This window comes from Serratia marcescens (assembly GCF_001902635.1).
GTDB classification, from domain to species: domain Bacteria; phylum Pseudomonadota; class Gammaproteobacteria; order Enterobacterales; family Enterobacteriaceae; genus Serratia; species Serratia marcescens_F.
In genome coordinates this window covers 18,267-44,026 of the sequence record NZ_MJAO01000005.1, presented here as the reverse complement: position 1 = coordinate 44,026, position 25,760 = coordinate 18,267, and the positions used below count along the sequence as shown (strand labels likewise).

General features: G+C 60.4%; 23 protein-coding genes and 1 other annotated feature. Of the genes, 9 read left to right on the top strand and 14 right to left on the bottom strand.

Translation table 11 applies throughout. The annotated features are described in order from the left end of the window. Positions 1–84: 84 nt before the first annotated feature. Positions 85–861, top strand: coding sequence for a peroxide stress protein YaaA (yaaA, locus tag BHU62_RS06150; RefSeq protein WP_073530581.1), 777 nt, complete (start codon positions 85–87; stop codon positions 859–861). A gap of 46 nt (positions 862–907) precedes the next feature. Here yaaA and thrC read toward each other — a convergent pair whose 3' ends face one another. The 5 genes from thrC to BHU62_RS06125 all read right to left on the bottom strand — a co-directional run bounded on the left by thrC (position 908) and on the right by BHU62_RS06125 (position 6,639). After that, positions 908–2,197, bottom strand: a complete 1,290-nt coding sequence (thrC, locus tag BHU62_RS06145; protein WP_073529698.1) for a threonine synthase — start codon at positions 2,195–2,197, stop codon at positions 908–910. Between the two features lie 3 nt (positions 2,198–2,200). After that, positions 2,201–3,130: a homoserine kinase gene (gene thrB / locus BHU62_RS06140; protein WP_073529697.1), complete on the bottom strand. Its 930-nt coding sequence runs from the start codon at positions 3,128–3,130 to the stop codon at positions 2,201–2,203. A 1-nt stretch (position 3,131) separates the two neighbouring features. Next, positions 3,132–5,591: a bifunctional aspartate kinase/homoserine dehydrogenase I gene (gene thrA / locus BHU62_RS06135; protein ID WP_073529696.1), complete on the bottom strand. Its 2,460-nt coding sequence runs from the start codon at positions 5,589–5,591 to the stop codon at positions 3,132–3,134. A 24-nt stretch (positions 5,592–5,615) separates the two neighbouring features. Beyond that, positions 5,616–5,733, bottom strand: a sequence feature (Thr leader region). Further along, on the bottom strand, positions 5,672–5,740 hold the full coding sequence (thrL, locus tag BHU62_RS06130) for a thr operon leader peptide (protein ID WP_071998276.1): 69 nt from the start codon (positions 5,738–5,740) through the stop codon (positions 5,672–5,674). (Overlaps the previous feature by 62 nt.) 212 nt (positions 5,741–5,952) lie before the next feature. Further along, positions 5,953–6,639 (bottom strand): tRNA/rRNA methyltransferase, encoded by a 687-nt coding sequence (locus tag BHU62_RS06125; RefSeq protein WP_073529695.1) that lies wholly within the window; start codon positions 6,637–6,639, stop codon positions 5,953–5,955. Between the two features lie 629 nt (positions 6,640–7,268). Between BHU62_RS06125 and arcA the strand changes: the two genes are divergently transcribed. Beyond that, the gene (gene arcA, locus BHU62_RS06120) at positions 7,269–7,985 is read left to right on the top strand and encodes a two-component system response regulator ArcA (RefSeq protein ID WP_004933003.1); all 717 of its coding nucleotides are present in this window, start codon (positions 7,269–7,271) and stop codon (positions 7,983–7,985) included. A gap of 50 nt (positions 7,986–8,035) precedes the next feature. On the opposite strand, the gene creA is transcribed toward arcA, so the two are convergent. Then, positions 8,036–8,515 carry a protein CreA gene (gene creA, locus BHU62_RS06115; RefSeq protein ID WP_073529694.1) on the bottom strand — a complete coding sequence of 160 codons (480 nt, stop codon included), beginning with the start codon at positions 8,513–8,515 and terminating at the stop codon, positions 8,036–8,038. A 342-nt stretch (positions 8,516–8,857) separates the two neighbouring features. On the opposite strand from creA, the gene robA reads away from it, so the two are divergent. Next, entirely contained in the window at positions 8,858–9,727 is an 870-nt protein-coding gene (robA, locus tag BHU62_RS06110; RefSeq protein WP_073529693.1) for an MDR efflux pump AcrAB transcriptional activator RobA, read from the top strand. On the opposite strand, the gene gpmB is transcribed toward robA, so the two are convergent. Next, positions 9,724–10,371: a 2,3-diphosphoglycerate-dependent phosphoglycerate mutase GpmB gene (gpmB, locus tag BHU62_RS06105; protein WP_038878534.1), complete on the bottom strand. Its 648-nt coding sequence runs from the start codon at positions 10,369–10,371 to the stop codon at positions 9,724–9,726. The two genes, robA and gpmB, sit on opposite strands and share 4 nt — an antisense overlap. Before the next feature lie 100 nt (positions 10,372–10,471). Between gpmB and yjjX the strand changes: the two genes are divergently transcribed. Then, positions 10,472–10,990, top strand: coding sequence for an inosine/xanthosine triphosphatase (gene yjjX / locus BHU62_RS06100; RefSeq protein ID WP_073530532.1), 519 nt, complete (start codon positions 10,472–10,474; stop codon positions 10,988–10,990). Between the two features lie 8 nt (positions 10,991–10,998). On the opposite strand, the gene trpR is transcribed toward yjjX, so the two are convergent. Together trpR and sltY are read right to left on the bottom strand one after the other, a co-directional pair. Further along, positions 10,999–11,328, bottom strand: a complete 330-nt coding sequence (gene trpR, locus BHU62_RS06095) for a trp operon repressor (RefSeq protein ID WP_016929152.1) — start codon at positions 11,326–11,328, stop codon at positions 10,999–11,001. 54 nt (positions 11,329–11,382) lie between these two features. After that, a complete protein-coding gene (gene sltY, locus BHU62_RS06090; protein ID WP_073529692.1) occupies positions 11,383–13,311 on the bottom strand; it encodes a murein transglycosylase in 1,929 nt (642 codons plus the stop codon). A gap of 633 nt (positions 13,312–13,944) precedes the next feature. Here sltY and BHU62_RS06085 point away from each other — a divergent pair. The 4 genes from BHU62_RS06085 to ettA all read left to right on the top strand — a co-directional run bounded on the left by BHU62_RS06085 (position 13,945) and on the right by ettA (position 18,143). Continuing rightward, positions 13,945–14,553 (top strand): YfiR family protein, encoded by a 609-nt coding sequence (locus BHU62_RS06085; RefSeq protein ID WP_073529691.1) that lies wholly within the window; start codon positions 13,945–13,947, stop codon positions 14,551–14,553. Further along, complete coding sequence (locus BHU62_RS06080; protein WP_073529690.1) at positions 14,550–15,797, top strand: diguanylate cyclase domain-containing protein; 1,248 nt, start codon at positions 14,550–14,552, stop codon at positions 15,795–15,797. Before BHU62_RS06085 ends, BHU62_RS06080 begins: the two co-directional genes overlap by 4 nt. 38 nt (positions 15,798–15,835) lie before the next feature. After that, positions 15,836–16,333 (top strand): OmpA family protein, encoded by a 498-nt coding sequence (locus tag BHU62_RS06075; RefSeq protein WP_073529689.1) that lies wholly within the window; start codon positions 15,836–15,838, stop codon positions 16,331–16,333. A gap of 142 nt (positions 16,334–16,475) precedes the next feature. Then, entirely contained in the window at positions 16,476–18,143 is a 1,668-nt protein-coding gene (gene ettA / locus BHU62_RS06070) for an energy-dependent translational throttle protein EttA (protein WP_073529688.1), read from the top strand. Positions 18,144–18,271: 128 nt separating this feature from the next. Here ettA and BHU62_RS06065 read toward each other — a convergent pair whose 3' ends face one another. Next, a complete protein-coding gene (locus BHU62_RS06065) occupies positions 18,272–19,183 on the bottom strand; it encodes a LysR family transcriptional regulator (RefSeq protein ID WP_073529687.1) in 912 nt (303 codons plus the stop codon). Positions 19,184–19,280: 97 nt separating this feature from the next. Between BHU62_RS06065 and BHU62_RS06060 the strand changes: the two genes are divergently transcribed. Further along, positions 19,281–20,282 carry a zinc-binding alcohol dehydrogenase family protein gene (locus BHU62_RS06060; RefSeq protein ID WP_073529686.1) on the top strand — a complete coding sequence of 334 codons (1,002 nt, stop codon included), beginning with the start codon at positions 19,281–19,283 and terminating at the stop codon, positions 20,280–20,282. 30 nt (positions 20,283–20,312) lie between these two features. Here the strand turns inward: BHU62_RS06060 and BHU62_RS06055 are convergent, their stop codons facing one another. The 4 genes from BHU62_RS06055 to serB form a co-directional block, all read right to left on the bottom strand. After that, entirely contained in the window at positions 20,313–21,746 is a 1,434-nt protein-coding gene (locus BHU62_RS06055; RefSeq protein WP_073529685.1) for a glycosyltransferase family 39 protein, read from the bottom strand. Between the two features lie 150 nt (positions 21,747–21,896). Next, positions 21,897–23,171, bottom strand: a complete 1,275-nt coding sequence (nadR, locus tag BHU62_RS06050; protein WP_073529684.1) for a multifunctional transcriptional regulator/nicotinamide-nucleotide adenylyltransferase/ribosylnicotinamide kinase NadR — start codon at positions 23,169–23,171, stop codon at positions 21,897–21,899. A 58-nt stretch (positions 23,172–23,229) separates the two neighbouring features. Continuing rightward, complete coding sequence (radA, locus tag BHU62_RS06045) at positions 23,230–24,615, bottom strand: DNA repair protein RadA (RefSeq protein WP_073529683.1); 1,386 nt, start codon at positions 24,613–24,615, stop codon at positions 23,230–23,232. A 71-nt stretch (positions 24,616–24,686) separates the two neighbouring features. Further along, positions 24,687–25,664, bottom strand: a complete 978-nt coding sequence (gene serB / locus BHU62_RS06040) for a phosphoserine phosphatase (RefSeq protein WP_073529682.1) — start codon at positions 25,662–25,664, stop codon at positions 24,687–24,689. Positions 25,665–25,760 lie beyond the last annotated feature (96 nt).

Genomic DNA, 25,760 nt, shown 5'->3' with positions numbered 1-25,760 from the left:
GCGCGCCCCACCTATTGGACCGATTGCCCCTTTTTCCCGCGCTTTTTGCTACAGTACCCGCACTTGGATAAACAGGATCTGGCCATGCTCGTTATTATTTCACCTGCAAAAACTCTCGATTACGAAAGCCCGCTGGCGACAGAACGCTTCACGCAGCCCGAACTGCTGGATAAGTCTCAGCGGCTTATCAAAATTTGCCGCGAGCTGACGCCGGCGCAAATCGCCAGTCTGATGAGCATCAGCGACAAGCTGGCCGGGCTGAACGCAGCACGCTTTAGCGAGTGGCAGCCCAAATTTACCCCAGACAACGCACGTCAGGCGCTGCTGGCGTTCAAGGGCGACGTTTACACCGGCCTGCAGGCGCAGGATTTCAGCGAAGCCGATTTCGACTTCGCCCAGCAGCATCTGCGCATGCTGTCCGGCCTGTACGGCGTGCTGCGCCCGCTCGATCTGATGATGCCATACCGGCTGGAGATGGGTATCAAGCTGGAAAATCCGAAAGGCAAAGACCTGTACAGCTTCTGGGGCGAGCAGATCACCCAAAAACTCAACGAAGCGCTGGAGCAACAGGGTGACGACGTGGTGGTCAACCTGGCGTCCGACGAGTATTTCAAGGCGGTGAAGCCGGCCAAACTGCACGGCGCACTGATCAAACCGGTATTCCTCGACGAGAAGAACGGCAAGTACAAGGTCATCAGCTTCTACGCCAAGAAAGCGCGCGGGTTGATGAGCCGCTTTATCATCAAAAACCGCCTGACGCGCAGCGAGCAGCTGGTGGACTTCAACCTGGAAGGCTACGCCTTCGACGAAGCCGCCTCGCAGGGCAATGAACTGGTGTTCAAACGCCCGGAGCAGCCATAAAAAAAGCCGTCGCAAGACGGCTTTTCGCATTCTAGCCTGCCGAACTTCAGGCCGGCAGCCCCATCAGGAACTTGCGCAACTCGCCGAAGCTGGCCGGCAGCGTGTGCGACAGCAGCGGCAGATCGGCCCGCAGCGCCAGCGCTTTCGGCAACGGCAGCTCCTGGCCGAGGATCGCTTCTACGCTCTCTTTAAACTTGGCCGGATGCGCGGTGCCGAGGAACAGACCGAACTCCCCTTCCTGCAGCTGATCGCGCAGCGCGCGGTAGGCGATGGCCGCGTGCGGTTCAGAGATATAGCCCAGCTCGGCCAATTCACGCATCGTTTCTTTGGTGGTCTCATCGCTAACCGCCGCGTGGCCCAACTCTTTCAGCTGCCAGACCTTGCGACGGAACAGCTCTTCCACGCGCGGCCAGTTGTTTGGCTGGCTGACGTCCATGGCGTTGGACAACGTCGCTACCGTGGCGTGCGGCTGCCACTGGCCGCTGGTCAGGAAGCGTGGCACGGTGTCGTTGGCGTTGGTGGCGGCGATAAAGCGCTTCACCGGCAGGCCCAGCGACTTGGCCAGCAGCCCGGCGGTCAGATCGCCGAAGTTGCCGCTCGGCACCGAAATCACCAGCTGGTTGCGCGCTTCCTGCGGCAGCTGCGCCACCGCTTCGAAGTAGTAGCAGATCTGCGCCAGCAAGCGGCTAATGTTGATCGAGTTGGCCGAGTTCAGGTGCAGCGCATCTTTCAATTCCTGATCGTCGAACGCCTGCTTCACCAGCGCCTGACAGGCATCGAAGTCGCCATCGATCGCCACGGTGTGAATGTTGCCGCCCAGGGTGCAGAACAGTTTTTCCTGCAGCGGGCTGATTTTGCCCTGCGGATAGAGGATCACCACCCGCACGTTTTTCAGGCCGTAGAAGGCATGCGCCACGGCGGCACCGGTGTCGCCGGAGGTGGCGGTTAAAATGGTCACCGGCTGCTCGCCGGCCACTTCCGCCAGCATCTGCGCCATAAAGCGGCCGCCAAAATCTTTGAACGCCAGCGTCGGGCCGTGGAACAGCTCCAGGCAGGAGACGTCCTCTGTCACTTTCGCCACCGGCGCCGGGAACTCAAAGGCGGCCTGCACGCGTTTCTTCAGCGCCGCTTCCGGCACTTCTTCGCCGATAAACGCCGACAGAATGCGGCTGCTGCGGGTAACAAAGTCCTGCTCCAGCAGTTGGTCGATCTCGGTCAGTTCGAACTCCGGCAGCTCCAGCGGGAAGAACAGCCCCTGCTGCTTGCCCAGGCCTTGTTTGATCGCCTGCGCGAAGCTGACCTGCTCGTTGTGATCCTTAAGGTTGTACAGTTTCATGCGTTATCCCAGTAGTCGAGCGCCTGCGGTGTCCAGACGGCAAATATGAACAAAACCTTCGTCGTTTTGCAGATAATGTTGTTGCAGCCAGGCAGCCATGCGTTGCGCGGTGGCGCCGTCGTTGCAAACGGCGAACAGCGTCGGGCCGGAGCCGGAGATGCCGCAGGCCAGCGCGCCGATCTCCTGCGCCGCCTTGCGCGCTTCGGCGAAGCCTGGCAACAGCCGGGTGCGGTACGGTTCGGCGATCACGTCCTGCATCAATTTGGCGGCCAGCTGCGGCTGCCGGGAGTGGCAGGCGTGGATAAAGCCCGCCAGGTAACGGCCGTGGCTGATGCAATCCTGACGACGGTATTGCGCGGGCAAAATCGCGCGCGCTTCGGCGGTGGAAACCTTGATGCCCGGATAGGCCATGACCCACAACCAATCGTCGAAGCACGGCACTTCCTGGCTGATGATGCCTTCTTCTTCCAGCATCAGCTGCAAACCGCCCAGGTAGCAAGGTGCCACGTTGTCGTAATGCACGCTGCCGGAAATGCGGCCTTCCAGCTCGCCCATCAGGCCGAGCAGCGTCATCTTATCCAGCGGACGATCGCAGAATTCGTTCATCGCCATCAGCCCGGCGACCACCGAACAGGCGCTGGAGCCCAGCCCCGATCCGATCGGCATGTTCTTTTCCAACCGCATCGCCACCGGCACTTCGCGGCCAATCTCCTGGCAGAAGCGCTCCCAGCATTGATACACGATGTTCTCTTTCGGCTCGGCCGGCAGCTTGCTGACGAAGCGCCCGGCATTTTGCAAACTGAACGTCTCGGCGGCTTCAACGCTGACGCAGTCGCCCAGCAGCGTGCCGTCGATCGGCGAAACCGCCGCGCCCAGCACATCGAAACCGACGCTGACGTTACCGATCGAGGCCGGTGCATACACCTTAACCATATTAAACTCCCAACTTCCATGACAGTGTGCGCAGCAGATCGGCGAACACGCCCGCTGCGGTCACATCGTTACCGGCGCCGTAGCCGCGCAGCACCAACGGCAGCGGCTGGTAGTAGCGGCTGTAGAAGGCCAGCGCGTTCTCGCCGTTCTTCACTTTATACAACGGATCGTTGCCGTCCACCGCCTCAATGCGCACCTTGCAGCGCCCTTCGTCGATCAGGCCGACATAGCGCAACACCTTGCCCTGCTCGGCGGCGTTGGCCACGTTACGCGCGAACTCTTTATCCAGCTCCGGCAGCCGCGCCAGGAAATTGTCCACGTCGCCCGAGGCGTCGAAGGACGGCGGCAACACCGGCTCGACCTCGATATCGCTCAGCTCCAGCTTGTAACCGGCCTCGCGCGCCAGGATCAGCAGTTTGCGCGCCACGTCCATACCGGACAGATCGTCGCGCGGATCCGGCTCGGTGTAGCCGTTGGCTTTGGCCTGCAGCGTCGCCGCCGACAGCGACAGCCCTTCGTCCAGCTTGCCGAAGATAAACGACAGCGAACCGGACAAGATGCCGGAGAAACGCACCAGCTCATCACCAGCATTCAGCAAGTTTTGCAGGTTCTCAATCACCGGTAAACCGGCGCCGACGTTGGTGTCGTAGAGGAACTTGCGATGCGAACCGGCCGCAGCGGCGCGCAGTTGCTGATAATAGTTCATCGACGAGGTGTTGGCCTTTTTGTTCGGCGTCACCACGTGGAAACCGTCCGCCAGGAAGTCCACGTATTGATCGGCCACCGCCTGGCTGGAGGTGCAATCGACGATCACCGGGTTCAGCAGGTGATACTCCTTCACCAGCCGGATCAAACGGCCGAGGTTGAACGGCTCCTGTGCGCCGGCCAATTCGTCGCGCCAGCTGTCCAGCGCGATGCCGTGCACGTTGGTCAGCATCACCCGCGAGTTGGCGATGCCGCACACCCGCAGGTCGATATGTTTTTGCTTCAACCACGGCTGCTGACGGTAGATCTGCTCGATCAGCGCCCCGCCGACGCCACCGACGCCGATGACGAACACTTCGATCACCTGGTCGGTGTTGAACAGCATTTGGTGGCTGACACGCACGCCGGTGGTGGCGGAGTCATTGCTGACCACCACCGAGATCGAGCGCTCGGAAGAGCCCTGGGCGATGGCGACGATATTGATGTTGGCGCGCGCCAGCGCGGAGAAGAAGCGCGCGGAGATGCCGCGCAGGGTGCGCATGCCGTCGCCGACCACCGAGATGATCGCCAGGCGCTCCATCACGTCCAGCGGATCCAGCACGCCGTCTTTCAGTTCCAGATAGAACTCCTCTTCCAGCGCACGGCGGGCACGCTGCAGTTCGCCCTGAGGCACGCAGAAGCTGATGCTGTATTCGGAAGAGGATTGGGTGATCAGCACTACCGAAATGCCGGCACGCGACATCACGGCGAACACCCGCGCGGCCATGCCGACCATGCCCTTCATGCCTGGGCCGGAGACGTTGATCATCGCCATGTTGTTCAGGTTGGTGATGCCTTTCACCGGCATCTCGTCATCGGTGCTGTCTTTGCCGATCAGCGTGCCGGGGGCCTGCGGGTTAGAGGTGTTTTTGATCAGGCAAGGTATTTGGAACTGGGCAATCGGGGTGATGGTACGAGGGTGCAGCACTTTGGCACCGAAATAGGAGAGCTCCATCGCCTCCTGGTACGACATCGATTTCAGCAACCTGGCGTCCGGCACGGTGCGCGGATCGCAGGTATAGACGCCGTCGACGTCGGTCCAGATCTCGCAACAGTCGGCGCGCAGGCAGGCGGCCAGCACGGCGGCGGAGTAGTCGGAGCCGTTGCGGCCCAGCACCACCAGCTCGCCCTTGTCGTTACCGGCGGTGAAACCGGCCATAAGCACGATGTGGTCGGCCGGGATCGCCGCGGCGGCGATGCGCAGCGTGGACTCGGCGATGTCCACGGTGGACTCCAGATAGTGGCCCTGCGCCAGCAATTTCTCTACCGGGTTGATCACCGTGACCGGGTAGCCCTTGGCGCGGAACACACCTTCCATGATGGCGATGGAGAGCTTTTCGCCACGACAGATGATCGCCGCGTTCACGCTGTCCGGGCACTGCCCCAACAGCGAGACGCCGTGCAGCACCTGTTTGAGCTGAGCGAATTCCTGATCGACCACGCCCTTCAGACGAGCATACTCGAAGCCTGGCAGCACCTGCGCCAGGCCGCTCAGCAGATCGGCGAAGATGCGTTCGGCGTCGCTCATATTCGGCAGAATGTCCTGGCCCGCCACCGTTTTGTCGATCATCGCCACCAGATGGTTGGTGATCTTTGCGGGGGCGGACAAGACCGTAGCCACCTGTCCCTGACGCGCGTTACTCTCCATGATGTCGGCGACGCGCAGAAAACGTTCCGCATTCGCCACCGAGGTTCCGCCAAATTTCAGCACTCGCATTTGTCATCTCTCCGAATTTAAGCCGAAAAAAAAGCCCGCACTGATTAGGTGCGGGCTTTTTTCTGTGTTTCCTGTGCGCGTCAGCCCGCCCCGTTACCTGTGGTATCGGTGGTGGTAATAATTGTGGTATTCAGGCTGATATTGCGCATGTTGTCTGTCTGTCTCATGAAATACTCTGTCCCCTCTATTGGTTAAAGCAATCGTGATCCCAAGTCAAACTATTTCTTTTTTTTGCTTATTTTCCATTCAGCGGCGACATTGCGCGATGCAACAGGCGAAAAGCAAAATGACAGGACAAAAAAACAGCTTAAAGCCGATTTAATAGTGGATCACACTGGATAACCGGCTGATGTAGCCGCTATCACTTGGCGAGTTTTTTTTCGATGTCGTGCAGCAGCGTGTGCAACATCGCCGTATCCCGCTGTTGCAACGCGCCGAGGCGCTGGTGCAGCCAGTCGCGCAATTTTTGGTCATCGCCGACATCCAATGCGTTCAACAAGGCGTCGGCGCGGCGGCGCAGCGCCTTCAGCTGCCCTTCAGATGCCATCGTTTCCTGCGGCGTGCTGACGCCCATCAGGCTCGCCAGCTGGTAACAGTACACCATCACCGCCTGACCCAAATTGAGCGACGGATAATCCGCCTGCATCGGCACACCGGTCAGCAAGTCCGCCAACGCCAGCTCTTCGTTGGTCAGGCCGGAATCTTCGCGGCCAAACACCAGCGCCGCCTGGCCGACCCACTGCCGGCGCTCGCTCAACTGCTCCAGCAGTTCAGGCGGCGTGCAGTAGTAGTGAAAACGCGCACGGCTACGGGCGGTGGTAGCGACGGTGAAATCCACGTCCGCCAGCGCCTGCTCCAGCGTGGCGAACGTTTGCACGCCATCGAGGATTTCGCCGGCTCCGTGCGCGACCCAGCGCGCCGCCGGTTGCAGGTGCGCCTCGCTGTCGACGATGCGCAGCGAAGCAAAACCCATGGTTTTCATCGCGCGCGCCGCGGCGCCGACATTTTCCGGCCGTGCCGGAGCCACTAAAACAATATGAAGCTGCATCACTCTTCCACCGAAGGCGGGCCTGCACTTTTGACTGTTCCGCAGCGCCCGCTAATATTCACAATTACGTAACAATAAACGCGTCAATAGCAACAAACAAGTTTAAACGGCTCGTTGAGCTAATAAACCCGTCGTAATAGTCATTATTCTCGCTTATGTTTTACTACTTTTATTTATCAAAGAGTTAAAACAACACAATGATCAATAAGCGAATAATTGTATCCTATCGGGCCGGATATTGCTGAATCGTTCACAGAATTTGAGGTTCTGTGACTTAAACTGGCATTTCTGTAAGTGTTTTTCACAAATCTGTTAACGTGCTACAATTGAATTTGATATATGTCAACAAAGCGTAGTTTTGTTGGGTGATGAATTCGGCACGCGCTGTTATATTGCTGTTAATGGGGTTAGGATATGCGCCGTTTTGGCACCCAAGGGGTTGTAGGGAACGGCGTCCCCACCAGGCTGGCGATCTTGTTGACATAAGATGGAAAGTGCATCAAGAACGAGTTTACGTACTTTAGTCATTTGCTGAGAGGGAACGTGGCGCTATCTCTGCCCTCCTCTAAGAAAACAGAGACTTCTGTACTTCCGATTTTCTATTTTGTTGGCAATTTTAGGTAGCAAATATGCAGACCCCGCACATTCTGATTGTCGAAGACGAGTTAGTCACTCGTAACACCCTGAAGAGCATTTTCGAGGCGGAAGGCTACATTGTTCATGAAGCCAATGATGGTGCAGAAATGCACAATATCCTGTCTGAAAATGATATCAACCTGGTCATTATGGACATCAACCTGCCAGGCAAAAACGGCCTGCTGTTGGCCCGCGAACTGCGCGAACAGGCCAGCGTCGCATTGATGTTCCTGACCGGTCGCGATAATGAAGTGGATAAAATCCTCGGCCTGGAAATCGGCGCCGACGATTACATCACCAAACCATTCAACCCGCGTGAGCTGACCATCCGCGCGCGCAACCTGCTGTCGCGCACCATGAATCTGGGCAGCCTCGGCGAAGAACGCCGTCTGGTTGAGAGCTACAAGTTCAACGGTTGGGAGCTGGACATCAACAGCCGCTCGCTGATCAGCCCGGCCGGCGAGCAGTACAAGCTGCCGCGCAGCGAATTCCGCGCCATGCTGCACTTCTGCGAAAACCCGGGCAAGATCCAGTCCCGCGGTGAACTGTTGAAGAAGATGACCGGCCGCGAGCTGAAGCCGCATGACCGCACCGTGGACGTCACCATCCGTCGCATTCGCAAGCACTTCGAGTCGACGCCGGACACGCCGGAAATCATCGCCACCATTCACGGCGAAGGCTACCGCTTCTGCGGCGATCTGGAAGAGTAATTCCAGCCTGCCGTGATGAAAACGGGGTTCAGCATGCTGAACCCCGTTTTTTATTTCGTCTCAGCCCACGGCATGATCGGCACCGCGCTCAGTGCGTTCTTCGGTGAACCGTCAATCACCTTGTCGGAATAGCTCAGGTAAATCAGCGAATTGCGCTTGGCGTCGTAGAAGCGTACCACCTGCAGCTTCTTGAACACCAACGAGGTGCGTTTCTGGAACACGACCGTTCCTTCTGCCTTGCCGTTCTTGATCTTGTCGCTCAGTTCGATCGGCCCCACCTGTTGACAGGAAATGGCCGCGTCGGCGGTGTCTTCCGCCAGCCCCAGGCCACCTTTAATGCCGCCGGTTTTGGCGCGACTGATATAACAAGTTACATTTTTAACATCCGGATCGTCGAATGCTTCCACCACGATTTTGTGGTCGGGGCCCAACAGTTTAAACACCGTATCCACGGAACCTACCTGCTCCGCCTGCGCACCGCCGATGGTTGCGCAAACCAAACCGAATAAAAATATCCAGCCTTTTTTCATTTACTTAACTCCGATATAACCTTGCCGCGAAAATAGGCCCGGCGTTCACCATTATTTATGTCTAAGCTCACGGAATCGGGCTTTTACGGGCCCGCACCGTTCGTTTTAGCACAGAGCGTGAAAAAAATCTTTGGGAGTCGCGGAGGAAAAAAATTGCTATGATGCGGCGTCGTTATTTCTTTGCGCCCACTACGGTGTACCCCAATCCAACTCTGGCGCAGCATGCGCAGCAGAGGCAAAGAGTGCAACGCATAATGGCTCATGGATCGGTCTGATAGCGCAGCACCAGCGTGACGAATCAACAGTTCGGGTTCCTACCCCCAAGCTTTACGAGGAAGATCTATGGATCAAGCCGGTATCATTCGTGATCTGCTTAGCTGGCTGGAAAGCCATTTGGACCAACCCTTGTCGCTGGATAACGTAGCGGCCAAGGCTGGCTACTCCAAATGGCATCTGCAACGGATGTTCAAAGATATTACCGGTAACGCCATCGGTGCTTACATCCGGGCAAGGAGGCTGTCCAAAGCCGCCGTCGCGCTGCGTCTGACCAGCCGGCCGATTTTGGATATCGCCCTGCAATATCGCTTCGACTCGCAGCAGACCTTCACCCGCGCCTTCAAAAAACAGTTTGCGCAAACGCCGGCGCTGTATCGCCGTGCCGAGGACTGGAACGCATTCGGCATCTGCCCACCGATTCGCCTGGGCGCCTTCACTCTGCCGCAGCCGGAGTTCGTCTCGTTGCCGGATCAGCACCTGGTCGGCCTGACCCAAAGCTACTCCTGTACGCTGGAACAGATCACCACCGTCCGTACTGAACTGCGCTCGCAGTTCTGGCGCCAGTTCCTAGGCGAAGTCGACACCCTGCCGCCGGTGCTGTACGGGCTGCATCACTCGCGCCCGAGTCAGGAGAAGGACGACGAACAAGAAGTGCTGTACACCACGGCATTGGAGCCGGATCACGTGCCTGACAAGGTGCAGGAAGTACAGCCGCTGGTCCTGCAGGGCGGTGAATATGCGACGTTCAGCTATGAAGGGCCCACCGAGGGCCTGCAAGACTTTATTCTGACGGTCTACGGCACTTGCCTGCCGGCGCTCAAACTGACGCGCCGCAAGGGGCACGATATCGAACGTTTCTATCCGAAAGGCGAGCGCCGTCCGCATCAGGCGCCTATCGAGATCAAGTGCGATTACCTGATCCCGATTCGGCGTTAACGCTGCAGTTCGTCCAACGCGGGCATGTCCAGATGCGTGACATCGCCCGCCGTTTCAACGATCCAGCCGGAAGCCAACCACGGGCTCTGCTGATGATCGACGCGCGACAGTGAGCAGTTGCGCAAGCGCAGGCGGCGTTCGGCATAGGCCGGCAACCCCAACACCGTACTGATCAAACACCCCAGCGCGATGCCATGGCTGACGAGCAGCGGCTTGCTGCCTTCCGGCAGCATCAGGCAACTCTCCAGCGCGGCGCGCATGCGCTCACCCAGCTCCTCCATGGATTCGCCTTGAGGGATACGGCCGTCAGGAGTACCATCGACCATCTGTTTGCGCCACTGCTCTTCCTGCGGCGTCAAACTGTCGATCAGGCGTTCTTCCAGAACCCCCATGTGCAGCTCGCGCAAACGCGGATCGCAAATCACTTCGCAGCCACAGGCCTCGGCGATGATCTGCGCGGTGCGCCGCGTGCGCCCCAGATCGCTGGTAATGATGTGCGTAATGCCTTCTTTACTGACGCGCCTGGCGACCAGACGGGCCTGGTGTTCCCCCATGGCGGTTAACGGGCTGTCGGACTGACCCTGGATGCGGCGCGCCGCGTTCCATTCCGTTTCGCCATGGCGAACGAGGTATACCTGTAACATTTTTGTTTTCCGTTATACTGCGTGAAATTTGCGTTTATCCCCGGCCGGCGGCGCTTTTGCCGCTGCCCGGCGTATCGGCCAGAAGGATATCAAACCCGTTATGTACCATGTTGTCGCTGCAACTACCAACCCGGCAAAGATCAAGGCTATTCAGCTGGCCTTCGATGACGTCTTTGGCGCGGGCCAATATCGCATTGAATCCGTCGACGTCGCCAGCGGCGTCTCTCTGCAACCGATAGGCAATCACGAAACCCGCACCGGCGCGCGTCAACGCGTGATGGAAGCGCGCCAGGTCAGGCCCGAGGCCGATTTTTGGGTCGGCGTGGAAGCCGGGATTGAAGAGAATATGACCTTCGCCTGGATGACCATCGAAAACCCGCACATTCGCGGCGAATCCCGCTCGGCAAGCCTGATGCTGCCGGAGGCCATCTTACAAGGTATTCGCGCCGGTCGCGAATTGGGCAACGAAATGGCGGCGATCACCGGCAACGCCGACGTGAAACGCCAGGGTGGCGCCATCGGCGTCTTCACCGACGGACGGCTGAGCCGCACCAGCGTTTATCATCAGGCGCTGCTGCTGGCGCTGGTGCCGTTCCATAACGCCATCTACCAACACTGAGCGCGCGGCTAGGGCGCGTCGTGCAGCAGTTGCTGCTCCAGCCACTGTTTCAGCGCGGGCGAAGCCGCTTTCAGGCTGTTCGAACCGCGGGTTATGGTGGCGATCCCCGCGCCCAGTTCATTTTTCAGTTCGCGCTGGCTCATCTCGCCGCGCATCAATTCCTGAATGATCCGCACCCGGGTGCCCAGCGCGGTGCGCTCGTCCGGCGTCAGCATCAGCTGCAACAGCGGTTGATGCAGCTCTTGCGCAAACGAATTCTGCAACAACGCGACAAAGCGCAGCCAGTCCTCATTGCCTTGTTCTGAAAGAGCGGGGTCGTTTAACGATAATTGCGTCATGGCAGCCACCATACTATTTAACTAGTACGGCAGCATACCATAGGGCCGTCAAAATCAATAACGTCTCTGCCACTCGGCGTCGGTCAGCACCTTGGCCGGCCGGTGCGTCAGATAGCGATAAAACGCGTCATAGGCCAGCACATTCTTGACGTAACCGCGGGTTTCCGAGAACGGGATGCTCTCGATAAACGCCACCGGATCGATCCGCCCCGCGCTGTTGCCCAGCCAGGTGTTCACCCGCGACGGGCCGGCGTTATAGGCGGCGGTCGACAGGATGCGGTTGCGGCCGAACTGCTGATAAACCGACTCCAGATAGCTGGTGCCTATGGTGATATTGGTCTGCGGATCGAACAGCTGGCTTGGGCCGACATAGCCGGGAATGTTGAACATCTGCACCGTGTGCTGCGCGGTGCGCGGCATCACCTGCATCAGGCCGGAAGCGCCGACCGGCGACTGCGCCTTCGGATTCCAGGCGCTCTCCTGACGTGCGATCGCCATTGCGTAGCTGGTGGTGATCCCCTTGTCATCGGTAGCGCGGCGGAACTCCTGCGGCCAAGCGACCGGGAAACGTTCTTCCAGGTGATCCCACAGCTTGCCGACGATGGTCGCCTGCACGCTCAGGTCTGCCCACTTTTGCTCGAAGGCGTAGCGCGCCAGTGCCTCTTGTTCCGGCCGGCTGCGGCTGGCGACGTAAGAGCCCCACTCGCTGCGGGCCAGGTTGTCCATATTCCAGTACATCAGCTCACGGACCCGGGCGATTTCCGGCCCGTCGACCAGCGACGCGCGCGGCTTGGCCGCCACCGCTACCATCACCGGGTAAGTGGCGTTCAGCTTCTGCGCCGCCACCATCGGATAGAAGCCGCGCTCAGTCATCAGGTTACGCAACATCTCCTCGCCTTCCGCACGCTTGCCATCGTCCATCAGCTGGCTGGCGCGCCAGTAGCGCCATTCATCCTTGTTGCGCGACTCTTCCGGCAAGCGGGCCAGCCAGGTCGCTACGCCCTGCCGATCGCCGTTGCCCAACGCCATGCGTACCCGGCGCTCCAGCAGCGAAGGCGCATGGCTGCGCAGAATCACCTGATCGCGCCATTGCGCCTGTTCATAGGTGGCGTCGCTGCCCATCAGGCGCCAGGCGACGGCCTCTTCCAGCCCCAGCCGCTCGCCTTCGCTCATTTTCTGCAATCGCGCGAGCGTCGGGATCATCGCCCGCGCGTTTTCCACATCCTGGCGCGCCAGGCGTTCAAAGGCGATGGCGGTGGCGGCGCGGGTAAAGTCAGTCGGCCCTACGCTGCGGGCGAAGGCTTCCACGGTGGTTGGATCGTTTTGCAAGCGCACCAGGGCGTTGCCCATCGTCTGGTAGTCGGCCGGCAGCTGGCTGTAGAGGTTGCTGACCAGCGCACTGTTACCCTCTTTCAGCGCCAGCTTCATACGCGCCAGAATATCCAGCGGCGTCTGCTTGCCTGCGCCGCGCCACACGCTGAACAGCCGCTCGCAAGCGCCCGGCAGCGTTTTGCCGTTCAGCCACAGCTCATCGGCGCCGTGCCAGGCAGCCTGCTGATCGCCGGTGGCCCATTTGGCGTAGTAGTAATTGCAGCGAGCCGCCGCCGGTTTGGGCGGCTGCGGGCTGAAGGCCAATAGGGTGCGCCAATCTTCGCGGCGCGCCAACTCATTGACGAAGCGCGGCGCCAGTGATTTCGCCGGCGGCAGCGTCGGGTTGCGTTTGATAAAATCGTTCACCTCGGAGAACCCCGCCTGGCTCAGATCCTGCGTCAGCTCGCGGTATTCCAGGTAAGGATAAAGCGGGTAATCGCGCAGCGTCGGCATCAGCAGCGCCACCACGTCCATCTGATTGCCGTCCCACGCCTGCTTGATCTGCTGGTAGCGCTGGCGTTGCGCATCCAGAGAATCCGCCAGCGCCGCGCCTGAAAACGCCGTCAGGCACAGCCCCATCGCCAACAGCCGTCGCTTGTCCACCTTGACCATCCTCGCTCTTTCCTCACTGGTTGTACCGCAGGAGCCGCCCAGCTCCCCGGCTACCGCCGCGCCACGGCGCCGCGGGACAAAATAAAGCCGGGCGCACGGCCCGGACGAAGGTATCTCTCATAGACAGCGCAATCGCTTATCCATTCAATACTGTAGAAGAAGAAGTGTATCGCCATGATAGGAACAAGGTAAAAAACGTTTACCTTGGCTGACAAATCAGGTCGGCGGGATATTTTCGCCCGCCGGATTTTTATTAGCCGCATCCGGGTTTATTGGCGAAGTAAAAGACTTTTTAATTATTACCTATCACATTATTGCATTTAGCGAATGTCGCCGCCGTTGCGCAAATCGCCTGACGCCTGGCCAAACGCGCCAACTTTGCAGAAAAGCGGTGGCAAACCCGGGTAGGCGTTTTTATACTATCAAAAATAAGTAGGATAATTCCGAGAAAACAGCACATAAAGCGCCCAACGAAGACATCTTATAATACAATCCGCGCCAATTATGGATTAGATAGTGTTCATTAGGCAGTGCGACTGACAGCTTTCAGCAAAACGATTGTCCCTTCAAACGGGCCGGATTTTCCATTGCCAGGCCGCGGCCTGCGGGCGGTGGATCAGGCCGGAATGGCGGATGAAGATGGCGAATAATACCGCGATATTGATACGTTGCGCAAAAAGGCCCGCGTCGGGCTTCCTTGCCGCACGTCTGAATATCGGCCGCCTGTTGCTGATCGTTCTGCTGCTGCTGACGTTGCCCAAGCCTGCGCGCGCCGCCGATGATCCTTATCAAAAGCGCACGCACGCCGTCACGACCGTGGTGGTCGGCATCATCAGCTACGCTCGCTGGTCGCGTGAACCCAATCCGATCCGGTTGTGCGTGACCGCACCCACCCACTATGCCGAAGGACTGTTCGATCCGATCCTGCTCAGCGCGCCGCGTCCGATTAAAACCGAGCGCGTGCCGTTCGACAGCCCAAAGCTGAGTACCGGCTGCGATGTCATCTATTTAGGGGACATCACCGCCGCGCAGAGACAAAATTTCATGCAGCGCATTTCCGGCAACTCCATTCTCAGCATCAGCGAGAACGATAGCGAATGCTCCGCCGGCAGCGCATTTTGCCTGCAGATCGAGGGGGACCAGGCCAGCTTCAAGGTTAACCTGGACGCCTTGGCGCGCAGCGGCGTGCGCGTCCACCCCAACGTGCTGCAACTGGCACGCAAGCAGGCGCCGCCGCTATGAGGCTGTTGCGTAAAAACCGTTCCGGCAATGCGCGCCCGACGCTGGGCCGGGTGCTGCAGCGGGTGCATCTTGGGTTGGCGCTGATCGCTGTCGGCACCGCCGGCATCTTTTTGACGCTGGTGGCGCTGTTCGCGTTGCGCGCCTACGCCAACCACAACCTGCACCTGATTGCGCGTTCCATCAGCTATACCGTCGAGGCCGCCGTGGTGTTTGAAGACCGCGCCGCCGCGCTCGAGGCGCTGATGCTGATCGCCTCCAACGAGGAGGTGTCGGACGCGCGGATCCTCGACAACAACGGCAAGATGCTGGCCAACTGGCGCCACCCCACCGATGGGCCGTTGCACGGTCTGGAGCAGATCGTCGCGCACTGGGCGCTACCCGAACCGGTCATCCTGCCCATCACCCATGAGGGCAAGCAGGTCGGCCAGGTGTGGCTAAGCGGCAACGGCGGCAGCCTGCTGCGTTTCCTGCTGCGCGGCATGGTCGGCATGATCGCCTGCCTGGTGCTCAGTACCCTGTGCGCCCTGGTGTTGTCGCGGCGCATGCTGGTCGGCATCGTCAGTTCGCTGGACGACATCGCCAACGTGGCACATGCGGTGCGCCGCGATCGCGCCTTCGGCCTGCGGGTGCCGTCGGCGCCGATCGCCGAGCTGCATGAGCTCAGCAACGACTTCAACGGCTTGCTCGACGAGCTGGAAGCCTGGCAGGCCCATCTGAAACAGGAGAACGACTCGCTGGCCCACCGGGCGACGCACGACAGCCTGACCGGCTTGCCGAACCGCGCCTTCTTCGAAGGCCGACTGAGCCGCGCCCTGGGCGATATCGAACCGCCGGAAAAATTGGCGGTGCTGTTTATCGACGGCGATCGCTTCAAGGAAGTGAACGACAACTACGGCCACGCCGCGGGCGATGCGGTGCTGACCACCATCGCCGGACGCATTCGTGCGCAGCTGCGCGAGAGCGACCTGGTCGCACGCCTGGGAGGGGATGAATTCGCCGTGCTGCTGGCGCCGGTACACAGCACGGAAGATGTCTTGCAGATCGCCGATAATATTATCGACTGCATGACGCAACCGGTCATTTTGCCGAACGACGAGACGATCATCACCTCTCTGAGCATCGGTATTGCGCTGTACCCTGATCACGCGGCGACGCCTCAGGGTCTTTTGCACGAAGCTGACGATGCAATGTATCAGGCAAAGCATCGTTATAACGGAGGCTGGCGGCTGGCTATACATAAATAAGAGCCCCGGCTATAACACTTGAACTAGGGATTTTGACTATGATACAGCAACTACTTAAAGGCCGTTTTTCACTGCTGACGATGATGTTCGTCGCGCTGCTGACCCTCGCAGGCTGCCAGAGCAAACCGCAGGGCCTGACGCCCGAGCAGATCGCGCTGCTGCAGTCGCAGGGCTTTAAACTGACCGACAACGGCTGGGAGTTCGGCCTGTCGGATAAAGTGCTGTTCGGCAACAACATCGGCAAGCTCAATCCGGAAAGCACCGAGACGGTGCAGAAGATGGGCCGCGCGCTGCTGAGCGTCGGCATCACCAAGTTCCGCCTGGACGGCCATACCGATAACTACGGTGAAGACAGCTATAACGACCAGCTTTCCCTGCGCCGCGCCGATGCGGTGGCCGACCTGCTGGCCAGCGTCGGCATTCCGCGCGCCAATATCGAAACCCGCGGCATGGGCAAACGCGATCCCGTCGCCGACAACCGCACCTCCAGCGGCCGCGCGGAAAACCGCCGCGTCGCGATCGTCGTCACGCCATAAGCCGCCAATATGCGCCTTTATCGGCGCATAAACGGTTATACTTAGCGCTCGCTGAGCGATGTCTGGGATCCGAGATCGAAACGGGCTACACTCATGCCGCCAGACATCCTATAAATACTGATATAGAGAGGCTTAGAGCAACGTGGCTCAATACGTCTATACCATGCACCGCGTCGGCAAAGTGGTACCGCCGAAGCGTCATATTTTGAAAAACATCTCCCTGAGCTTCTTCCCTGGGGCCAAGATCGGCGTGCTGGGCCTGAACGGCGCCGGTAAGTCCACCCTGCTGCGCATCATGGCCGGCATCGATACCGATATCGAAGGGGAAGCGCGCCCGCAGCCGGGCATCAAGATCGGTTATCTGCCGCAGGAACCGCAGCTTAACCTCGAACACACCGTGCGTGAATCGGTGGAAGAAGCGCTGGCGGAAGTGGTCGGCGCGCTGAAACGCCTGGACGAAGTGTACGCGCTGTACGCGGAAGAAGGCGCAGACTTCGACAAGCTGGCCGCCGAACAGGGTCGTCTGGAAGAGATCATTCAGGCGCACGACGGCCACAACCTCAACGCGCAGCTGGAGCGCGCCGCCGATGCGCTGCGCCTGCCGGAGTGGGACGCCAAAATCGCCCACCTGTCCGGGGGTGAACGCCGCCGCGTGGCGCTGTGCCGCCTGCTGCTGGAAAAACCGGACATGCTGCTGCTGGACGAACCGACCAACCACCTGGACGCCGAGTCCGTGGCCTGGCTGGAACGCTTCCTGCACGACTTCGAAGGCACCGTGGTGGCGATCACCCACGACCGTTACTTCCTGGATAACGTGGCCGGCTGGATCCTCGAACTGGACCGCGGCGAAGGCATTCCATGGGAAGGCAACTACTCTTCCTGGCTGGAGCAGAAAGACGCGCGTCTGGCGCAGGAAGCGTCCGCCGAAGCCGCTCGTCGCAAGTCGATCGAGAAAGAGCTGGAGTGGGTGCGTCAGGGTGCCAAAGGCCGTCAGTCCAAAGGCAAGGCCCGTCTGGCCCGCTTTGAAGAGCTGAACAACACCGAGTACCAGAAACGTAACGAAACCAACGAACTGTTCATTCCACCTGGCGCACGCCTGGGCGATAAAGTGGTCGAAGTCAGCAACTTGCGCAAGTCCTATGGCGACCGCCTGCTGATCGATGACCTGTCGTTCGCGGTGCCGAAAGGAGCGATCGTCGGCATCATCGGCCCGAACGGCGCGGGTAAATCCACGCTGTTCCGCATGATGTCCGGTCAGGAGCAGCCTGATTCCGGCAGCATCGTGCTGGGCGACACCGTCAAGCTGGCGTCCGTCGATCAGTTCCGCGACAGCATGGACGGCTCGAAAACCGTCTGGGAAGAAGTCTCCGGCGGGCAGGACATCATGCGCATCGGCAATACCGAAATGCCGAGCCGCGCCTATGTCGGCCGCTTCAACTTCAAGGGTGTCGATCAGGGCAAACGCGTGGGCGAGCTGTCCGGCGGTGAACGTGGCCGTCTGCACCTGGCCAAGCTGCTGCAGGTTGGCGGCAACGTGCTGCTGCTCGATGAACCGACCAACGACCTGGATATCGAAACCCTGCGCGCGCTGGAAAACGCCCTGCTGGAATTCCCTGGCTGCGCCATGGTGATCTCGCACGACCGTTGGTTCCTCGACCGCATCGCCACCCACATCCTGGACTACCAGGACGAAGGCAAGGTGGAATTCTTCGAAGGCAACTTCACCGAGTACGAAGAGTACAAGAAGCGTACGCTGGGCGCCGATGCGCTCGAGCCGCACCGCATCAAGTACAAGAAGATCGCCAAGTGATCTGAAAGGCGCCGCAAGGCGCCTTTTTTCATGCCCGCGCGGCGCACCAACCGAAGGCCTTAGGACGATGGCGACAGAAATTCGGCCTCTGCATCACCCGCCCCCCTTCGCGTGCCGTCTCAGCGGGCCTACTCCAGCGCCAGCTCGCGGGCGTAATCGTCGAACGTCGGGTGCTGCAACACCACATCGATGAAACAGGCCAGCGCCGGGGAATTCAGCTTGCGGCTCGGGTAGACCAGATACAGTTCGTTGCCCTCCGCGCGCCACTCAGGCAGCACCTCCGCCAATAGCTTCTGCGCCACCACCTCGCGGCTGAGAAACGCCGGCAGCAGCGTAATGCCGGCGCCGGCGATGGCGCATTCGCGCGCATACAACAGGTTATCGGTGGTATGTCCCTGCGGCAGTTGCCAACGGAAATAATCGTCGCCGCAGCGCAGGTTCCAGGCCGTCCAGGCGCGGTGGGCGATACAGCGATGCTGCTGCAGCTGCTGCGGATGTTCGATCGGCGGGTACTGCGCCAGATAAGACGGCGCGGCCAACAGATAGCGCGGCGCGTACCCGAGGCGGCGGCCGATCAGCGAAGAATCCTGCGGCTTGCCGGTGCGCAGCGCGGCGTCGAAACCTTCCTGCACCAGATCCACCATGGCGTCGGACACCGACACCTCCAGCAAAACGTCCGGGTACAGGCGCTGAAAGTCCGCCGCCAGCCGCGCCACCAGGGTCGCGCCCAACCCCGCGGGCGTCGAGATGCGCAGGCGCCCGCTCGGGTTGTCGCGCAGCCGCTGCAGCGCCAAATCGGCCCGCTCGGCGGCGGACATCATCGCCTGGCAATGTTCCAGATAGCGTTCACCGGCGAAGGTCAGGTTCAACTGGCGCGTGGTGCGGTTAAGCAACCGCAGCCCCAGCGTCTGTTCGAGATGGCTGATGCGCTGACTGACGCTGGACTTCGGCAACCCGACGCGTTGCGCGGCGGCGGTGAAGCTACCGCACTCCGCCACCAGCGCGAACAGCGCCATATCCTGCAGCTGTTTGAATTTCATTGTTCACCTTAGACGAACACTCCGTTAGATATTGTCCATATTATCACTCTACTGCCGTGGATCTACACTGAGGGCATCATTTGAAAGGAGTACAATCATGTCGATAAAAGCCATTGCCGTAGACCCGAAAAACCCCGCCGGTTTCATCGAAATCGCCCCGGAGATGCAGGTCCCCGGTCAGTACGACCTGCTGGTGGAGATAAAAGCGGTGTCGGTCAATCCGGTGGACACCAAAGTGCATGCCGGTTTGCAAAAGAGCGGCCTGCAGCAGCCGCGCATCCTCGGCTGGGACGCCAGCGGCGTGGTGGTGGAAGTGGGCAGCGCCGTCAGTGGCTTCAAGCCCGGCGATGAGGTGTGGTACGCCGGCGACATCACCCGTCCCGGCAGCAACAGCAGCCACCAATTGATCGACTCGCGCATCGCCGCGCACAAACCGCGCAGCCTGAACTGGGCCGAGTCCGCCGCCATGCCGCTGACCGCCCTCACCGCCTGGGAGGCGCTGTTCGAGCACCTGAACATTCAGAACGCGCCGGAGCACAAGACGCTGCTGATCATCGGCGGCGCCGGCGGAGTCGGTTCGCTGGCCATCCCGCTGGCCGCGCTGCGCAGCAAGGTGAAAGTGATCGCCACCGCATCAAGGCCGGAGTCCGCCGCCTGGTGCCGTGAACGCGGCGCCGATCTGGTAGTGGATTACCGCGATCTGAAGGGCAACCTGGCGCAGCACGGCATCGAGCAGGTGGATTACATCCTGTGCCTGAACGATACCGACGGCCACTGGCCGGTAATGGCCGAGCTGGTCGCGCCGCTGGGCCATATCTGCACCATCGTCGAGAACGCGCAGCCGCTGGACCAAACCGCACTGAAGCTGAAGAGCGCCGCACTGCACTGGGAACTGATGTTCACCCGTAGCATGTTCACCACCCCGGATATCGCGCAGCAGGGCAAGATCCTGCAGCAGGTGGCGCAGCTGCTGGACGACGGCAAACTGAGCACCACGCTGAGCGAAACCCTGCACGGGTTGACGGTGGAAATGCTGACCGCCGCGCATCAACGGCTGCTCGGCGGCCATATGCAAGGCAAGCTGGTCATCGCTTACTAAACCGACCCGCGGCGGCGCCCTGCGCCGCCGTTACTGCGGCCGGACGAAGCCGACGCACAGCGTTTGCTCGTCGGCGCGCGGATCGGCGCGGAACGTCAGATTCTGCTGCCAGTCGAGGTGCATCTTCGGCCAATGGGCCAGCTCGCCGCCAAAGTCGCTGTGCGTGCAATCCTCTCCCAGCCGCCCGAACAGAGCGACGCCATGCTGCACAATCTGCGGATAGCTGATATTGACGTTGTAGATATTCGGCCGCGTATGATTGGACCAGCGCGTAATGATCTGCGGACGGGAGCCGGCGTACACCGTCATCCACTGCGACAGGTATTCGCCGCCGACATAGCGCAGACTGACGCCATACCGCTCCTGCCACTGCCGTTCCACGTCGACGCTGAACGCCTTGATGCCCACCATCTTCTGGCCGGCGTTGCGCACGTTGCCCAGCATCACCGCGGCATAACCCAGATAGACCGCCAGCGCCGCACACATCAGCCCAATGGTCGCCGCACGCAGCGAACGCACCGGCGGTTGACGCACACAGCCGACCAGCAGCGCGGGCGCCAACATAAAGAACGGCTGCAGCCATTCGGTCAACCGGCCGCCGACGTTGAAGGAGAACCAGAAGGTGATGATACCGAGCGGCAACAGATAGACCCACAGCAGCACCCGCATCGGCAACGCCTTCGGCCAGGCCAGCACCGCCCCGCTGCGCCGCAGGATCAGCCACAGCACCAGCGAAGGATAGAACACCAACAACAGCGACTGCAGCATGTCGAGGTTGAACTGCATTTTGATCTGCGAATCCACCCACTTGAAGGCGGCGAAGTCATGATTCCACAACCAGAACACGTTCGGCAGCACCAGCGCCAGCCAGATCGCCACCGCCAGATAGAACTGCGGCTGGCGGTAGCAGCGGCGGATCTGCGGCACGAACAACGTCGACAGCGCCGCGAAATAGACGAAGGCGAAGGTCGAATACTTCGCCATCATCGCCAGACCGGCGGCCAGCGCGAAGGCCGGCCACCAGTTGGCCGAACGGGTGATCGCCATATGGAAGAACAGCGCCATCCACGGCCACAGCATCACCAACAGGTAGTTGTCGTTGTAGGGAATAATATCGAAATTGATGATGCCGGACAGGTTAAGCGTCAGCAGCGCCATCCAGGCCAGCGCGGTGCTGCCGCTCAGGCGCCGCGCCAACAGCCAAACGCCCAACATGCCGATGGCGATGGCGACGAAATGCCCGCCATACCAGTAAACGTTCAGCGGCAACCACGACAGCCAGATCGCCGGATGCATCGCCGCACCGACCAGCCACGGGTTTTTCGGTGAACCCCATTCGCCGTTGAGGCCCCAGTTGAGCGCCTCGACGGCGTCATAAGGCAGGGTAGGGTCGAGATAGACAGTCAGCAGCGTCCAGGCTGCGGCATAGCAGAGCAACCAGAGAGTCAGTAAGCGATAAGACATGGCTTCTTCAGATTGTTTTATAGTAAAGAAAATCTTAACTTAGCCGCTACTGAATGAACCATAACTAAACGAGGGTTTAAATATGCAATCGAGCCTCCGTTTCTGCCGCCTCGATCGCACATTAGGCTAATTTCGTCGCCGCGCCGGCGCTCAACCGGCAGCGTGATGGGGGATGGGCGCACTCGCCAACCGGCCGGCGTCCGCCGCCAGCAACTGTTGCACCAGCTCGACGCAGCGCAGGAAACGCTCTTCGTAATCGCTGGACTCAACGTGAACGTATTCGATGTTGTTGGTGCGCAGCATCTCTTCCAGCAGGCGCTGGAACGCCAGACGGTCGGCGGTGCTGCCAAGGCTGCGCAGGCCGTCCGCCACCCACGGCGTGTTGTTTTCCAACAGGATCACCAGATCGAAACGGTATTCGTCGATCAGCGCCTGCACGAAGGGGTGTTCACGCCCCTCGTACTTTTTGCAAAACGCCTGCGTCGTCACGAAATCGGTATCGATAAACGCCACCTTGTTGGCGTACTTGACCGCGAAGTCCACGTATTGCGCCTGCCCGAGGGCAATTTTGTCGTAGTCGGAGTATTGCAGCGCCATCTCGTCGCCGCCCAGATGCGAAAACACATAATCGCGGCCATATTCCCAGGCACTGGTGGTGTTGAAGATGTTGGCCAGCTTGTTGACCAGCGTCGACTTGCCGCTCGACTCGCCACCGAGGATCGCCACGGTGCGCACGAAGAACGGCTTCACCTCTGTCGGGATGTAATCCCAATAGCGGAACGGATCCTGGCGTATCTGGTTACCGCTGATGTTCATGAACGAACGCTCGGGATCGACCAGAATGGTTTCGATGCCCAGATGCTCGCGGTAGCGCGGGGCGTCCTGCGCTTCGCTGGAGTAGATGAAGCTCGGCACGATGCCCTTCTGTTCCATGAAAGCCTTCATGCCATCACTCCACACGTTCCAGCCGTGCGGATACGGCTCGATGCCCTGCTCGTCGAACGAGTGGATATGGATGTTTTTCTGGTACTTGAAGGTCTGCAGCAGCCAGCGCAGGCGATCGCTGACCGTCGGCTGTTGCGACATCGAACTGTTCTCGAACAGCTCGCGGTCGCGCGGCTCGTCGTGGCACAAGATGACGTGCAGCTCATCCACCTGGCTGCAGGCGCGCTGGATCAGGTAGATATGGCCGGTGTGCAGCGGGTAAAATTTACCAAACACCACGCCGACTTTGACCTCTTTACGCGGGAACTCCAGCCCGAGAAAACGGTGCAGCGCCTCAAGCTTTTGCGCGCTCGGGCTTTTGATCTTGTCGTTCAACAGCTGGCTGAGATAGCCTTTGGTCATGCCGCTGGCATCCGCCACCTGCTGCAAAGTACAGCCCTTTTGCTTGATGGACGTCTTCAGGTAATCAAATTGCGGCATGGCCACCTCCGTTTAGTATGCTAAACAAAATAGCATATCTTTCTCGCCGTCGGCGACATTAATAAAACTCTTCCAGCACGTCGAGCGCGTCCGCCAGCTTCTTGACCCCGAACACCTGCATGTTGGCCGGCGGCTTCTTCGGCATATTGCCGTGCGGCACGATGGCGCGCTTGAAGCCGTGTTTGGCCGCTTCAGAGATGCGCTCCTGGCCGCTCGGCACCGGGCGGATCTCCCCCGCCAACCCCACTTCGCCGAACACCACCAGATCGTTCGGCAGCGGCCGATCGCGCAGGCTCGAGACCAGCGACATCAGCAGCGCCAGATCGGCGCTGGTCTCGCTGACCTTCACCCCGCCGACCACGTTGACGAACACGTCCTGATCCGACATCTGCAGCCCGCCGTGGCGGTGCAGCACCGCCAGCAGGATCGCCAACCGGTTCTGCTCCAGGCCGACCGCCACGCGGCGCGGGTTGGACATCATCGAGTGATCCACCAGCGCCTGAATCTCCACCAACAGCGGCCGGGTGCCTTCCCACACCACCATCACCGAGCTGCCGGAGGTCACTTCATCGCCGCGGCTGAGGAAGATCGCCGACGGGTTGCTGACTTCGCGCAACCCCTGCTCGGTCATGGCAAATACGCCCAGCTCGTTGACCGCGCCGAAGCGGTTCTTGTGGCTGCGCAAGGTGCGGAAGCGGGAATCGGCGTCGCCGTCCAGCAGCACCGAACAGTCGATGCAGTGTTCCAGGACTTTCGGCCCGGCCAGCGAGCCGTCTTTGGTGACGTGGCCGACCATCACAATCGCCACGCCGCGCGTCTTGGCGAAGCGCGTCAGGTAGGCGGCGGTTTCCCGCACCTGCGCCACGCTGCCCGGCGAAGACTGAATGTCCGCCATGTGCATCACCTGGATCGAGTCGATCACCATCAGCTTCGGCTGTTCCTGCTCGGCGATCAGGCAGATCTGCTCGATGCTGGTTTCTGACAGCATGTTCAGGCCGCCGGTCGGCAGCCCCAGACGGTGAGCGCGCATCGCCACCTGCTGCAGCGACTCTTCGCCGGTGACATACAGGGTTTTCATCTGCTCGGACAGTTTGCACAGCACCTGCAGCAGCAGGGTGCTCTTGCCGGCGCCGGGGTTACCGCCGATCAGAATGGCGCTGCCGGGCACCACGCCGCCGCCCAGCACGCGGTCGAACTCGAGAAAGCCGGTGGTGAAGCGCGGCAGCGCCTCAAGGCTGATTTCCGACAGTTTCTGCACTTTGCTGACGCCGGCGTCGCCGGCATAGCCGCTGAGGCGATCGTTGCGCGCCGCAGCGGGCGACGCGGCCAAACGCACTTCCGTGATGGTATTCCAGGCATGGCAGGCGCTGCACTGCCCCTGCCAACGCGGGTAGTCCGCTCCGCACTCATTGCACACAAATGCCCGTTTTACCGCTTTTGCCACGTCTTACCTCAATCTTTCTTTATGCCCTCAATCATTGGAGCCGCATCAAAGCGGCTGCAAGTATGACGGGGTTATCGCACTTCGTGTTTCAGGCTGCCGGTGAGAATGCACAGCACGCCCATCAAATCCGCATGCCGGATCGACACCTGCGCCTTTTCATACACTTTCGGTTTGGCGCGGTAAGCGATGCCTAACCCCGCCGCCTGCATCATTTTCAAATCGTTGGCGCCGTCGCCGATGGCCACGGTTTGCGCCAGCGGGATATCCAGCTTCTCCGCCAGCCGCAGCAGCGTATCGGCTTTGAACTGCGCGTCCACCACCGGCCCCAACACTTCACCGGTCAGCATGCCGTCGCGGATCTCCAGCTCGTTGGCCGCCGCCGCCACCAGCCGCAGCCGGTTGCGCAGGTATTCGGCATAGTAGGTAAAGCCGCCGGAGGCGATCGCCACATGCCAGCCCATCGCCTGCAGCTTACCCACCAGGCTGGTCAGCCCCGGCATCAGCGGCAGCTCGTCGCGCACCTGCTTGAGGATATTGGCGTCGGCGCCCTTCAGCGTACCGACCCGTTGGCGCAAGCTGTCGGTAAAGTCCAGTTCGCCACGCATCGCGCGCTCGGTGACTTCCGCCACCTGCTCGCCAACGCCCGCCAGTTTGGCGATCTCGTCGATGCATTCGATCTCGATCGCCGTCGAATCCATGTCCATCACCAGCAGCCCCGGCGTGCGCAGGTGCGGGATCTTGCCGAGCGGCGCCACGTCCAGCCCGCTCTCCGCCGCCAATTGCTTGGCGCGCGGCGTCAGGGTGCCCGCCAGACGCACCACCTGATAGTCATCCACTCCCCAGGCGGTGACGATCACCATCGCCGCACCCAGCTTGCGTTGGAATTGCGTAATGCGCGCTTTATCCAGCTCTCTGCCGTACAACAGCCACCCGGTATTGCCCGCCCGATAGTCCAGCGGCATCACTTCGTCGCCGCTGAGCGAAAGGGGAAGACCCGGCCATTGAGAGATCTCCGCCGGAAGATCGCAATAGGTCAGACTGTTTGACATCATTGACTCCTGAATGGACAAAAACGCTGCATGATAAAACGACGCATCAAGCTATCCTATCGCCGACGGTTCTGGCAACATAAAGTGTCCCCGATG

Excerpts from the sequence above, each read along its gene's own strand:
- yaaA (WP_073530581.1), top strand. The coding sequence starts at position 85 with ATGCTCGTTATTATTTCACCTGCAAAAACTCTCGATTACGAAAGCCCG.
- thrC (WP_073529698.1), bottom strand. The coding sequence starts at position 2,197 with ATGAAACTGTACAACCTTAAGGATCACAACGAGCAGGTCAGCTTCGCG.
- thrB (WP_073529697.1), bottom strand. The coding sequence starts at position 3,130 with ATGGTTAAGGTGTATGCACCGGCCTCGATCGGTAACGTCAGCGTCGGT.
- thrA (WP_073529696.1), bottom strand. The coding sequence starts at position 5,591 with ATGCGAGTGCTGAAATTTGGCGGAACCTCGGTGGCGAATGCGGAACGT.
- BHU62_RS06125 (WP_073529695.1), bottom strand. The coding sequence starts at position 6,639 with ATGCAGCTTCATATTGTTTTAGTGGCTCCGGCACGGCCGGAAAATGTC.
- arcA (WP_004933003.1), top strand. The coding sequence starts at position 7,269 with ATGCAGACCCCGCACATTCTGATTGTCGAAGACGAGTTAGTCACTCGT.
- creA (WP_073529694.1), bottom strand. The coding sequence starts at position 8,515 with ATGAAAAAAGGCTGGATATTTTTATTCGGTTTGGTTTGCGCAACCATC.
- robA (WP_073529693.1), top strand. The coding sequence starts at position 8,858 with ATGGATCAAGCCGGTATCATTCGTGATCTGCTTAGCTGGCTGGAAAGC.
- gpmB (WP_038878534.1), bottom strand. The coding sequence starts at position 10,371 with ATGTTACAGGTATACCTCGTTCGCCATGGCGAAACGGAATGGAACGCG.
- yjjX (WP_073530532.1), top strand. The coding sequence starts at position 10,472 with ATGTACCATGTTGTCGCTGCAACTACCAACCCGGCAAAGATCAAGGCT.
- trpR (WP_016929152.1), bottom strand. The coding sequence starts at position 11,328 with ATGACGCAATTATCGTTAAACGACCCCGCTCTTTCAGAACAAGGCAAT.
- sltY (WP_073529692.1), bottom strand. The coding sequence starts at position 13,311 with ATGGTCAAGGTGGACAAGCGACGGCTGTTGGCGATGGGGCTGTGCCTG.
- BHU62_RS06085 (WP_073529691.1), top strand. The coding sequence starts at position 13,945 with ATGAAGATGGCGAATAATACCGCGATATTGATACGTTGCGCAAAAAGG.
- BHU62_RS06080 (WP_073529690.1), top strand. The coding sequence starts at position 14,550 with ATGAGGCTGTTGCGTAAAAACCGTTCCGGCAATGCGCGCCCGACGCTG.
- BHU62_RS06075 (WP_073529689.1), top strand. The coding sequence starts at position 15,836 with ATGATACAGCAACTACTTAAAGGCCGTTTTTCACTGCTGACGATGATG.
- BHU62_RS06065 (WP_073529687.1), bottom strand. The coding sequence starts at position 19,183 with ATGAAATTCAAACAGCTGCAGGATATGGCGCTGTTCGCGCTGGTGGCG.
- BHU62_RS06060 (WP_073529686.1), top strand. The coding sequence starts at position 19,281 with ATGTCGATAAAAGCCATTGCCGTAGACCCGAAAAACCCCGCCGGTTTC.
- BHU62_RS06055 (WP_073529685.1), bottom strand. The coding sequence starts at position 21,746 with ATGTCTTATCGCTTACTGACTCTCTGGTTGCTCTGCTATGCCGCAGCC.
- nadR (WP_073529684.1), bottom strand. The coding sequence starts at position 23,171 with ATGCCGCAATTTGATTACCTGAAGACGTCCATCAAGCAAAAGGGCTGT.
- serB (WP_073529682.1), bottom strand. The coding sequence starts at position 25,664 with ATGTCAAACAGTCTGACCTATTGCGATCTTCCGGCGGAGATCTCTCAA.